General features: G+C 57.2%; 12 protein-coding genes. 3 read left to right on the top strand and 9 right to left on the bottom strand.

Going from position 1 to position 12,271, the window contains the following annotated elements; translation table 11 throughout:
* The first annotated feature begins 55 nt into the window (after positions 1-55).
* Entirely contained in the window at positions 56-1,639 is a 1,584-nt protein-coding gene (locus tag HY010_00640) for a UbiD family decarboxylase (GenBank protein MBI3474213.1), read from the top strand.
* A 277-nt stretch (positions 1,640-1,916) separates the two neighbouring features.
* Here the strand turns inward: HY010_00640 and HY010_00635 are convergent, their stop codons facing one another.
* Positions 1,917-3,242 (bottom strand): ATP-dependent 6-phosphofructokinase, encoded by a 1,326-nt coding sequence (locus HY010_00635; protein ID MBI3474212.1) that lies wholly within the window; start codon positions 3,240-3,242, stop codon positions 1,917-1,919.
* Positions 3,243-3,387: 145 nt separating this feature from the next.
* Positions 3,388-5,565: a fibronectin type III domain-containing protein gene (locus HY010_00630; GenBank protein ID MBI3474211.1), complete on the bottom strand. Its 2,178-nt coding sequence runs from the start codon at positions 5,563-5,565 to the stop codon at positions 3,388-3,390.
* 251 nt (positions 5,566-5,816) lie between these two features.
* Between HY010_00630 and HY010_00625 the strand changes: the two genes are divergently transcribed.
* A complete protein-coding gene (locus HY010_00625) occupies positions 5,817-6,284 on the top strand; it encodes a peroxiredoxin (GenBank protein ID MBI3474210.1) in 468 nt (155 codons plus the stop codon).
* A gap of 56 nt (positions 6,285-6,340) precedes the next feature.
* On the opposite strand, the gene HY010_00620 is transcribed toward HY010_00625, so the two are convergent.
* Entirely contained in the window at positions 6,341-7,531 is a 1,191-nt protein-coding gene (locus HY010_00620; GenBank protein ID MBI3474209.1) for an FAD-dependent oxidoreductase, read from the bottom strand.
* A 97-nt stretch (positions 7,532-7,628) separates the two neighbouring features.
* A complete protein-coding gene (locus HY010_00615; GenBank protein MBI3474208.1) occupies positions 7,629-7,910 on the bottom strand; it encodes a hypothetical protein in 282 nt (93 codons plus the stop codon).
* A 264-nt stretch (positions 7,911-8,174) separates the two neighbouring features.
* Between HY010_00615 and erpA the strand changes: the two genes are divergently transcribed.
* Positions 8,175-8,540, top strand: a complete 366-nt coding sequence (gene erpA, locus HY010_00610) for an iron-sulfur cluster insertion protein ErpA (protein MBI3474207.1) — start codon at positions 8,175-8,177, stop codon at positions 8,538-8,540.
* Between the two features lie 82 nt (positions 8,541-8,622).
* On the opposite strand, the gene HY010_00605 is transcribed toward erpA, so the two are convergent.
* From HY010_00605 to HY010_00585, 5 genes are all read right to left on the bottom strand, one after another.
* Positions 8,623-9,435: a hypothetical protein gene (locus HY010_00605; protein ID MBI3474206.1), complete on the bottom strand. Its 813-nt coding sequence runs from the start codon at positions 9,433-9,435 to the stop codon at positions 8,623-8,625.
* 129 nt (positions 9,436-9,564) lie between these two features.
* Positions 9,565-10,557: a hypothetical protein gene (locus HY010_00600; GenBank protein ID MBI3474205.1), complete on the bottom strand. Its 993-nt coding sequence runs from the start codon at positions 10,555-10,557 to the stop codon at positions 9,565-9,567.
* Between the two features lie 4 nt (positions 10,558-10,561).
* Complete coding sequence (locus HY010_00595) at positions 10,562-11,149, bottom strand: hypothetical protein (GenBank protein ID MBI3474204.1); 588 nt, start codon at positions 11,147-11,149, stop codon at positions 10,562-10,564.
* Positions 11,150-11,689, bottom strand: coding sequence for a hypothetical protein (locus HY010_00590; protein MBI3474203.1), 540 nt, complete (start codon positions 11,687-11,689; stop codon positions 11,150-11,152).
* A complete protein-coding gene (locus HY010_00585; GenBank protein MBI3474202.1) occupies positions 11,690-12,271 on the bottom strand; it encodes a hypothetical protein in 582 nt (193 codons plus the stop codon).

Raw genomic sequence — 12,271 nt, 5'->3', positions numbered from 1 at the left:
GGTGAATGTGTTTTGGCGGCCCGTCATATAATCGTCTGTCATCCCGGGAGGAATTTTGGCCTACGACGATCTGCGAGATTGGATCAAGGCGCTCGACCGCGCTGGGGAACTGAAACGCATCCGCACGGAAGTAGACCCGATATTGGAAATTGCCGAAATCGCCGACCGCGTCTCCAAGAGCCGCGACAAGCAGGGCATTGTTGGCGGAAAGGCGCTGCTGTTCGAAAACATCAAGGGCTATCCTGGCGGAAAGCTGCTCATCAACCAGTTTGGATCCGCGCGGCGCATGCGGATGGCGCTCGAGGTCGATTCGCTGGATGAAGTTGCCGATCGCATTCGCGCCTTCATGGACGTGAAGTCTCCGCAAGGCTTTCTCGACAAAGTAAAGATGCTGCCGATGCTGGCCGAAATGGGCAAATTCTTTCCGAAGACAGTTCCCACCGGCCCTTGTAAGGAAGTGATCAAGCGGGACGGGTTTTCATTGCTTGATTTTCCCATTCTGCAATGTTGGCCGAAAGATGCCGGGCGATTTATCACTTTGCCGTGCGTGATCACCCGCGATCCGAAAACCGGGAAGCGCAACGTCGGCATGTATCGCATGCAGGTTCACGACGAGCAATCGACCGGCATGCACTGGCAACGCCAGAAAGTAGCTGCGGAACATTATCGCGACCGCATGCGGCAGTCCATCGAACATGACGGAAGTGCTGGAGCACAGGCTCGCGCCGCCGTCGACTTGATGGCTCGCTCGGCCGGCGCGACCATGCTCGCCGCTGGAGATCGTCCCGAAGGCAGGATGGATGTCGCGGTTGTGATTGGTACCGACCCAGCTCTGACCTTCTCCGCCATCGTTCCCGCACCACCGGATGTCGAAGAATTCATCATTGCCGGATTCCTCCGCCAGAAACCGGTCGAACTCGTGAAGTGCGAAACGATCGACCTGGAAGTTCCCGCCGATGCTGAGATCGTTCTCGAAGGCTACGTGAAACTCGACGAACTGAAGATGGAAGGTCCGTTCGGCGACCACACGGGATTCTATTCACTCGAAGATCTGTACCCGGTATTTCACGTTACCTGCATCACCCACCGGAAAGATCCGATCTATGCGACCACGGTAGTGGGCAAGCCTCCGCAGGAAGATGCATGGATGGGCAAAGCCGTCGAACGCATCTTCCTCCCGCTGATGAAGTTGACTATCCCCGAGATCGTCGACGTCAATCTGCCCATCGAAGGCGTCTTCCATAATCTGATGATCGTCTCCATCCGCAAGTCCTATCCCGGACAGGCCCGCAAAGTTATGAATGCCATCTGGTCGCTCGGGCAGGCCATGTTCACGAAGTGCATCATCGTGGTGGACGAAGACGTTAACGTCCAGGACGTTGCCGACGTCACGCTGAAAGCGTTGAACAACATTGATCCGGAGCGCGACATCCAGTTCACGATGGGACCAGTCGATTCTCTCGACCACGCGTCCCGCCTCGCCAACTACGGATCAAAGATGGGCATCGACGCAACGCGAAAGTGGTCGACAGAAGGATTTGCGCGTCCGTGGCCGGATGAGATTTTGATGGATGCGGACACGCGCGCGGCGGTGGACGGGAAGTGGAAGTCGCTGGCGAAAGAGTTGGGATTGGAATAAGCCTCCAATAGCAAAGGGTCAAACTCCCGGAGATGTTCCACTTGCTTTTGGGTGGCGCAGCGCTTCAGCGCTGCGGTCCAAGACTGAACTCGACGGCTTCAGCCGCTGGGGGACTGTCCGCAGTCGCAATCACCGCTGAGAGTCACGAGCCAAACCGCAGGGGCTAAACCCCATCATGAAATAGCATCTGATCGCAGCGGTAAACCGCTGCGCCACCCAAAAAACGGATTCCTCCGTCCCATCATCAATCGCTAGAGCCACTCGCCCGGTGATGCCGTTATCCCATCTCGCTAGTCATAATGAACAACGGCTTCATCTCGAAGCTCTTGTAGTGCGGGCGCAGGCGGTCAATGTTGTACTGCTCCTTAACGTTCACGACTTTCTTCATGGACGTGACCGTGTCGATCGGCATGTTATCGTATCGGCCGTTTCTGAGAACGACCAGCCGTCCGTGAATCTTGCCGAGAAGCAGGTCGAGGGCCAGGTTGCCATAGGCCATGGGGACAATGGAATCGATCGCATCCGGATCGCCGCACCGTACCAGGTAGCCAAGTTTCTGATTGATGATGTCGATGGTTTTTCCCTTGTTGTACTTCGGCGAAATCTCTTTCAGTTTCTCGGATACCAGGTCTCCGATACCGCCCAGTTTCTTGTGGCCAAAGGCGTCCGTGGTCTCGGCTTCGAAGATCATCTCTCCGCCTTGAAACATCGCTCCCTCGGAAACCAGAACGACGGAATAATGGCTGGGATTTTTCTGACGGTCATAAGCGAGTAATTCGGCGAGTCGCTCGATGTCGAACTTGTGCTCCGGGATCACGCACCGATTCGCGGCTCCGGCCATAGTGGGGAGCATGGCTGTGAATCCGGCATAACGGCCGAAGACCTCGAGCACCATGAATCGCTCATGGGAGCCCGCGCTCGTGCGAAGGCTGTTGGTCATGGAGATGGTGCGGGTCACGCAGGTGCTGAAGCCGATGCAGTAGTCGGTGCCGGGGACATCGTTGTCCATTGTCTTGGGGATGGCGACGACCTTCACGCCCTCCTGATACAGGCGCACGCCGTAGCTCAGCGTGTCATCTCCGCCGATCGGGATGAGGTAATCGATGCCGAGCCAGTCCAGATTCTTCAGAACTTCTGCGGTCAGGTCGTTCTTCTCGGCGTTGTAAGTCGACTGCAGATGCGCCGGCACGCTGGCCTTGCTGACCCGGCTGGGGTTGGTACGGGACGTATGCAGGAACGTGCCTCCTGTGCGTCCTGTGCGGTTGACCAAGTCCTCCGAAAGCGTCTGGTAGTTCTCGCTATTGTCGTAGTCTTTTTCGCGGACGATGTCGACCAGCCCGCCCCATCCCCGGCGAATGCCAATCACTTCGCAGCCCTCGCGCAGTGCGCGGATTGTTACAGCCCGGATGGCGGGGTTCAAGCCAGGTACGTCGCCGCCACCAGTTAGGATTCCAATAACGCCTTTCTTCGTCTTCACGTTATCCACCTTGTATTTATGATTACAAATTGTCGCCGCGCGTACCTCGGTCGGGTGCGCATCATCATCACCAAAGATGCGTGCACAACCGGCCTCATGTGCGCTGCGGTTCGACCTGAAAATCATACGCTCGGAGTAAGGAGGAGGCTGTGATGTGCAAACATCTGTTGGTCGGGTGGAGAAGAAGAATCCGGTGACGGATGTTGAAGTTGCTCTTGGGTGGCGCAGCATTGGAACGCCGCACCGCCCAAAAGCGAGTATCGCTGCGGTGCTACTTCACCTCAATTGTTGACACACTCAAGGCCGGCAGCGTAATCGTCATCGACGTCCCACTCACCGGCGTCGTCTGCACCAGCACCGGATGAATCGGATTCTGCCCCTGCGCCGAAGTCGCTGTCATCTGATACACGGAAGCGGTCCCTGACAGGGTCGCACCGTTGATTGCAGTGACCTGCTGGGTTGTAGCCCGGTTGATGGCGACGAATACGATGCGTCCGGGATGGGTCGTATCGGAACTGGCATAGACCATCACGTTTTGCACGTTGCTTGATGTCGCTTGCAACGAGGTATCGCCGAAGTGGGAGTTGGCTCCGTCAAAGCCGCGATAGGCACGGAATCCCGCGAAAATGTAGGGGACGTTGCCGAGCGGCCATAGGGTTGCCGCATAGATCCCCTGGCTGCCGAAGATGCCGAGGTTATCTGCCTGAGCGATGGTTCCGGCAATGTGGTTGTCGCCGCCGTTTTCATATTCGGTGATTGAGATTTTTGTGCCCGGATATCCAGCCGCGATTTTTGTCTGCAGTCTGGGCAGCAGATTGATGGGTCCGCCCAGCACATCATGGGTAATCCAGGATGTTTCCGTAAATGACGGATCCCACAGGCTGCGTGGGCTCTGCACAATGGCCTGCACCTGGGCCGCAGTCAGATTCGATCCGGTCATGTTGGTCACGCGCGTGGTGCCGTCGGTTGCTTCCGAATACCAGTGGAAGTCGTAGACATCCACCAGTCGCTTGCCATAGGTATTGGACGCGGTCTTGAGGGCCGCCAGATATTTATCGGGGAACCAGTTGGCCCCATTCGGCGTGGCCGCGAGTTCGCCCTGCCAGTTGTAGATGCCGAGGAATCCGTAGTGCACGGGCCCGAAAATCATCAGGTTCGGGAATTGGTCTTTCAAGGCTTTCGTGAGCGTGATCGTCTTTGCGATGTAGTTGTCCGACGTGACTGGGTTATGCCCCTGCACTTCCAGGTGGGTGGAGTTCCAAAGTTCGGGCTCGTTGTCGAGACTCACAAATGTCGGTAGGGAAGCATTGGCGGCAAAGATTCCCGGCAACTTCTGGTCCATTGCCCAGACAAATTCGTCCATGTAGACGTTAGCGTCCGTGTTGTCGGGGCTGATTGTGAAAGGAGCGGGTGTGACGGTGCTCTTCTTGTCGACCACCTGTTTGAAACGCGACAAGTCGGGCGGGTTGCTGATGTCGACCGGACCACTCTCATCGGCCGATACCAGGCCCTGCAGTTGAACGGTCATGACGCTGGCGATTCCGAGGCCGTGGTCAGCGGCGACGAAACTGCGAACCGCCTCCGCTGGAGTGCTGCTCGAACTCAGGAAGTTGTCGTTCTGATAGAAGAAGTCGCTCCCGGCATTCGAAGCGTTCGTCTCCCAGTTGTAGGCCGTCCAGCGATTTCCACCCGCACGATCGAGCGTGAGGTGGGGCGGAGCGCCCGTGATGCCGGTATAGAAATTGAGGCCGTAGATATAGGGTGAAACCGGCTTCGTTTGCGTCGGATCGACGGTGACGGTCACATTCACTCCGCCGGTCGGCGTGGCGCTCACTTGAGTTGAATTGCCGCTCTCGCCTCTCGCATTCAGCGCCGATACGACGTAGTAGTACGTGGTTCCATTGGTAAGGGCGGTGTCCGTGTAACTCGTGCCCGTGGGTGCACCAACCTGCGTATAGGGGCCGCCGCTGGTGGTGGAGCGCTTCACGTGATAACTGGAAGCGCGCGCACTGGCCGTCCACGAAAGGCTTATTTGCTGGTTGCCAGGCGTGGCACTCACACCCGTGGGTATCGGCGGTATCGGCAGGTTCGGAATGGTCGAAACGGCGGTGGAATTCGTGCTTTCTCCGTAGGAATTCACTGCGGAAACTACATAGAAGTATTCCGTACCGTTCGTGAGGCCGCTATCGGTGTAGGTGGTGGCGGTGGGTGATCCGGCTTGCGTGTAGGGTCCTCCGTTCGCGGTTGCCCGCTTTACGTGATAACTGGTTGCTCCGCTGCTGGCGTTCCAAGTCAGGCTGGCCTGCTGATCGCCGGGTGTGGCGGCAAGCCCCGTGGGAGCCGACGGCGCTGTTCCCCCGCCCCCGCCTCCTCCGCCGTAGCTGCTTCCACCGCAACCGAAGGTCAGGCCTGCTAACAGCAGTAGGGTCAAAACCTTACCAGTCTTCATGTTTGCGCCCATGGAACGTACACCTCTGGACAAATCGTAGCCTGCGCGCTTCCTCGCCGATAGAGCCTCGAGAAGCACTGAAGAGCGAACGGAAAACATCCGCAAGTACATGGACTAAAGTGCGCTCACGACTCCGCAAGTGCGCGCCTCTGATCATCGTGCGCTTGGGCCGATAGCAGTGCAAGATGCCTTGCCCATCCTATTCGCCTGCTACAATTTTCGCTAACGTCTTTGCACGAAAGGACTCCCTCATGTTTTCTGCTGGCAAACCCTTCCCGAATTTCTCGCTGCCCAATCAGGACGGCAAGCTCACGCAACTCAGCGACTATGCCGGACATTGGCTGGTGGTCTACTTTTATCCGAAAGATGACACGCCCGGCTGCACCATCCAAGGCAAGGCCTTCACTGCCACTAAGTCCGATTTTGACGCGGCCGGAATCAAGATCGCCGGTGTCAGCGCAGATGATTCGGCGTCGCACAAGAATTTCTGCACCAAGTTCGCCTTTACGATTGACCTCCTCGCCGACACAGATTCCAGCTTGATGAAGACATTGGGGCTGGGCCAGTCAGAGTGGAAGGGAATGAAATTCTGGGAGCGGACCACGTTTGTGGTCGATCCCAAGGGGATCGTTCGCAAGGTCTACGAGAAGGTGAATCCCGAAGGGCACGAAAAAGTGCTGCTCGACGACATCGCCAACCTGAAAGAGAAAGCCGCCTAGGCCTGGCAGATACCGCTAAAGAAGATCTCCATGTAGAGACGCGGCCAGCCGCGTCTCTACGATGGATGCTTGATCGGTTCTGACGGCTTGCCCGGAAAACCTAGCGCCCCGGTCATCGCCGCCAACGCCAGCGCCGGAGCAATTCGCATGAGGCGCGTCTTGAGTCCACGGTAGCCTTGCATTCCCGCAAACAAATCGCCCATCAGATCGCGAATACCTGCGCTTTGCTGGGTGAGAGAAATCATGCGTTCGAGCACGCTATCTCCGAAAATCTGTCCATGGTAGAAACGTTGCGACACGCGCGCCGCCAGCTTCAATTCAGAAACGACTTCTTCTTCCAGTTGCGCCGCGTAACGTGTGGGTTCCTGCGCCAACAGGGCCTCGGCGCACAGCTCGGCTGAGCGCAACGCGTAATACAAGCCTTCGCCGGTGATCGGATCGACGAGCCCAGCGCTGTCGCCGATCATCATCCAGCCCTCACCGGAGACTTTCATCTCATCGAGAGTCTGCGCACGAAATGCTGGCAGAATGTGCGAAAAAAATCGCGCACCATCGAGGTGAAAACCATTGTCCGCGAGCCAGGTTTCGAGTTGGCGGCGCAGATCGGAGGCGGAAACCTCACCCATCTTCGCTGCAATGCCAGCCGAAAGATGATCGGGACGCGGAAATATCCAGATGTATCCGCTGAGCTGCTTCAGGAATTGGATTTGTACCAGGGAACTCTCGCCGGTAATGAAATACCCAGCCGTGACCATCAGGTCGTCGGAGGAAATCACTGACACAAACTGGCTGCGAAGAGAATTGCGCGCGCCTGCCGCTAGCACCAGATATTGCGCGTGATGTTCGCCTGCCGATGTAAACAGCCGCCAGTCTCCATCGCCTCCCGAGATTCTCGTCACGCGTTCTTTGCGCACTTCCACTCCAGTGCGCAGTGCTCGTTCCAGCAATAGGCCATTCAATGCGAGGCGCGAGAAGATCGCCAGCGGGTGGCGTAGTTCGAAACTCACGCGACGTCCGGCCGGGCTGATCAGTTCACAGTGTTGAATGAATCTGGAGTCGGTGCGAGCTTCCGCCAGAAAGGGATACTGTGTCAGCGCCTTGTGAGTGAGACCGCCGCCACAGGGCTTTTCCCAGGCGAGTTTCTCGTCGAAGAGAAGTACTTTTCGCCCGCCGGCCGCCAGGCGCTCTGCGGCGAGTGCACCGGCCGGACCGCCTCCAACAATGGCGATGGGAAGTGATGGATTCATGAAAGGACAACGTGAGGAGCAAGCCTCGGAGAATCCGTACGGAACTTTCCCGGCGTTGGAGCGTTCAGGAACTTCCGCGCTGCCCGTTCCGATCGGGTTATTGCGGAACCGAGTTCATCATCAAGCCTTGATAGATGAACATTCCTGCGATGACCAGGATCATTAAGCCCGAGACCGCGCCCAAGATTTTGATCATGGGGGTGATTTTATTCACCTTACTCAGAATCTCGACTTGCTCTTTTTCCATTTGTGATTCTGTTTCGCTGAGGAAGATCGAATCGTCCTCGTGCATGGTGAGAGTGCTCTTGTAGATCATCAGGACGATGAGAATCGTCGTTAGAACTCCCCACGCGATGAGCAGCCCGACCATTGGAGTCATACGCCACCTCGGACCTGAGATGGAGCCAACTGTCCGAATCCGCCTCTATCGCCGCGCCAAGCTCTGTGCCACCCCGGAGCGTCGTGGGTTCGGGAAAGGCTCCTACTGCCCAGCATTATAGACCCGTTTGGCAAGTGAGGAGCGTCCTTCCGCAAGCTGTTGCATCTAATCAGCAGGTGCCGCGCCAGTGACCTTGGTCAGAAAGACCTTGCCGGCAGCCAAAAAGAGTTTGGTATAATCAGGCTTTCAAAGGAGATATTCCAGATGGCAACCACCACCGTACCCGAGGCAAAACCCAAGACTGCGCCCGTTACCATGACCCCCAGCGCCGTTTCCAAGGTAAAGGAAATCATGGCTTCGCAGACCCCGGTCCCAGCGGGATTGCGCCTGTCTGTGCAAGGCGGCGGCTGCTCTGGATTCCAGTACTCCATGGCTTTTGAGAATGGTGCTGGCATGATGGACAAGGTTTTCGAGATGGACGGCCTGAAGCTTTTTGTGGACGCCACCTCTCTGATGTATCTGGCTGGCGCCAACGTGGACTACGTGGAAACTCTGGAGGGCGCGGGCTTCAAGTTCGAGAACCCCAACGTCAAGAGCACGTGCGGTTGTGGATCGTCCTTCCAGGCGTAACGATTGGCGTTTCCGATCCTGATTTTGAAAAGGCCCCGCGTATCTCAGGCGGGGCCTTCGTTTTGAAGCGCAAAGGATAGCCTTACTGTTTTACCGCCGTACCACTGTGCACCGAGTTGCCGCTGCCGCTGGTCTCGAGAACCTGCAAACCCTTCGCTAATCCGGTCTTGGCAGTGTTCAGTGCAAAGGCAATCGTGGGTGTGGCGCCATCGGAAGCGATGAGCGAGAAGCTGCCGTGTCCGTCGGCGTTCACCGTGTACGTGCCGGTGACCGTCCCCGATTCAAATACTCCGCTACTCACGCCCGAAAAAGTCCCCTTGATCTTGCCTTTACCGTCAAAGGTCAAGAGAGCAAGAATGCCGTCTTCGAGCTCAGAAGAGTTAGCTGTCCACGTATTGAGTAGAAGCCCGAAACTACCTTTCACGTTGGCAATGGTGTAAGTGGTCGCCGCCGTATCCTGCAGCAGGGCGGTTCCGCTCTCGATGCGATTGTTGTTGTCGTTCTTCGTCAATAACTGGAACCCGTTGGCCTGCCCAGCAGCGTTTGAGTTGAGCACAATGGCAAACACGGGCGGGTTCGATCCTGTTGTGAAAGTGATGGTCCCCGTGCCATTGGCATTGATCGCGTAGGTCCCACTTCCGGAAGCTGTCTGGACGATTCCGCCCAAGACTGCAGTATTCGAAAAGGTCATGTGGCCAAGTCCGTCGAATACCATCACGCCCACGACGGCATTCTGGTTCACGCTCACGTCGGCGGTCCATCGGTTGATTAAGTAACCGTAACCACCTTTCAGGCTCGCGTTGGTGAACGTAACGGCCGATGCTGAGACCGCAAGAATCGTCGTCAGCAACAGCAAGACGCCAAAACGAAGAGTATGAGATTTCCAAATTTGCATGAGGTACCTCCGTAAGGGACAGTGTTCAGCAGCAGGGGGGATGAGCGATCATACACTCAAAGCTGGAATCTATCTTGTTTTTAGCGAAGAGGCCTGCGCCGCGAATCGCCTCCCTGTCGGGCGTTTTGATCACTCTTCAGGAGGCTCTGAGTCGCCGGATGGCTGTCCCCCGGGCTGCGGTCGCGCATTCTGGCCCGTTGGAGAGGGAGCAGCGCCCGGTTGCATCGCCCCGGGGATACCCATCGTGCCTCCGGTTTGCAATGGCCCTTGCAGCAAGCCGCCACGATCAGAGTTCTGATCGTAAACAAACAGCCAATCGTTGTAGTGATTCTTCTTGTTGAATTCGCGGATCGACTTTGCCTTGCTGGTGCTGGCCACGCCGAGAATCGCGCCACCACCGAAAACGTTATTGCCTTGCTCGGCTGAGTCTGACGAGGACTTCGCATCACCGGGGGCGGCATTTTCAGCATCACCAGCGGGGGCGTTCGTCGTGCCTGCATTCTCCTGTCCAGGCAACCCAGTGACCGGCGGAGCGTTGGCATCGTCCGGACCGGCAGGCCGAACGCCACCGCCCTGGGCCGCCACCATGCGTTGCGTGTTACCTGTTGGTCCGGTTCCGGGATTCAGACCTGGTCCCGGCATCGAGCCAGGGCCCGGCATCTGTCCAAGCCCCCCACCTGGTCCCATGCCGATCATGCCCATGCCCAGGTTGGTCAGGAGCGGGTCGCCAACACGCACAAACTTGAAGTCCTTATTTCCGGCGACCAGGGGATCCTTATACCGCTTGCGCAGAAATCGCAGATGGTTGGTGCTTTCCAGGTCCTCAACCCGAGCCGGATACCGTCCCAATTTACGGAAATACTTCTTGACGGCTCGCCGGTACTCCGTTCCGCGGTGCAACATTTCTTCTTCGCGATCGCGCTTGATCTGCTGCACGAGATCCGGCAACACCGCCAGTGCCGCCATTGCGAACAGAGCCAGGAACAGCATCAATGTGATGAGGATGTAGCCGCGGGCAGAATTGCGAGTGGATAGAGCTTTCGGTCTCCAGTTTCCTGTTCGCAGCCCCGCCCTCGCGGGAGTTGTTGCTGAGAACCGGGAACTGGGAACTGAGAACGGCATTTCATTATCCCTGCGTGAGCGGAATGCTCTGCCGGTTGTTGTTCAACACGTCTTCGATGTCCACGGCCATGGGAGAGATGTGCAAAACGCGATAGCGACGATTGACGATGTCTCCTTCGGAAGCGATGAAGATATCCTCACCATGAGACAGGAAGATTTTCTTCGGTTCTCCGGGCTTGCTGGCAAAACCAAAAAACTTCAACTCAATCGGCGGCGGCGGCGGTATCGTCGGAGGGACATACGCCTCTTTCACGTGCTTCTTGGGGTGATCCGTTGTTCCGTCACCCATCGGAGCCACCGATCCGGCCACGAAAATGTTTCTCGCGTTGCCCGCATACTTAATCTGCTCATTCTGGCGCAGCAGATCAAGATCGAGCGTCGGATCAAGTCGAGGCTCGGTGACCTTGACGAGTTTTCCTGAAGAAGTGCGCCGGACAGCCGGTTTGGGAGCGCTGGCGGAAGCGACCTGCGGCCCCGCCACGGGCGCGCTCGCCGGCGACGACAGGAGCCAGTTCGCAGTCGTGATCAGCCCGATTACACCGAGCACGATCAGCGCGATCACTTCTTTCTTATTCTTGGTTCCCAGTTCCACTTAAACACCTGTCCGCAAATAGCTATGCATTTTGACTTCGAGCTTTACCGGGCCTTGGCTTTCGCCCGCCAGGCTGATGCTGTCGACGGTAAAGAATTGCTTCGACCGTTCGAGAGCATTGATGAACCGCACCAGTTGCAGGTAATCGCCGGAGAAGTTGCCCTCAATTTCGGTCGGGACAATCCCAGCGCCGGTTGCATCTTCCTGCTTGTACTTCGCCTGCAGAATGCGCACTCCATTTTCGGAGGCAAGCTTACCCAGTTCCGCCGCAAGATCGGAATCGCGTGGCGCAAACCGGTCCTGGTAAAACTGGCCGATCTGGCCTTTCGCGAGGACGATTTTTTTATCGATACCCTTGAGTGGCTCCACTTCGCGAGTCTTCCGCTGCAGCGCCAGGGAGAGTTCGCTCATGGTGACGCGCCGCGATTCCGCCGAGCCAACCAGCGGCGAAAACAGAACTCCCACTGCGATCAGATCAGCCACTACCATGGCCGCGATCGCGATTTGCAGTTTGCGGCGTGAGCCTTGTAATTCCGGCATTTACTTTCCGCTCCTGTTGCCTGCGTCGGGAACATACACGGCCACGATCGTGGCCGATACCCCGGCACCGTTCTCGGAAGAACCTTCCTGCACTAACTGCGCTCCCTGAAAGTGTTTGGACCCTTCCATGCGGTGGACCAAGTCGACGGCTCCCGCACGATTGTCGGCTGCCACTTTCATTTCCAGTTCCAGCTGATTTTGATCGTTCAATTCCGGTTTCAGAGCGACCACGTGCAGGCTGGAAGGCATCACCTTTTCCAGATCTTCAAACACGCGCGTCCACGAGAACGCCTTGCGCTGGATCAGTTCATTCAGAAATTGTGACTGATCACGAGTGCTGCGGTTCGCATCCAGTGCCAGCAATTGCTCTGCCGCTGCGCGTTCACGGTCGCGGTCCGCAATCTGCTGCTGAAGATGCTGGATCGCTTGCCGGTCTCTTCCCGCCTTCACCCAGCCAAGCACGGCAAAGCCGAGCAGTACCGCAGTCAATAATCCGAGCAGTCCCACGCCAATTCCCCAGCGCGCCCAGAATTCGCGGGCATCCTCGTAGGGTCGAGTAGCGAGATTGATGTCGAGACGCAT

This window comes from Acidobacteriota bacterium, from assembly GCA_016196065.1.
Lineage (GTDB): Bacteria > Acidobacteriota > Terriglobia > Terriglobales > Acidobacteriaceae > Acidiflorens.
Note: the sequence above shows the minus strand (reverse complement) of the source record. Positions and strands in the feature narration are given on the sequence as shown.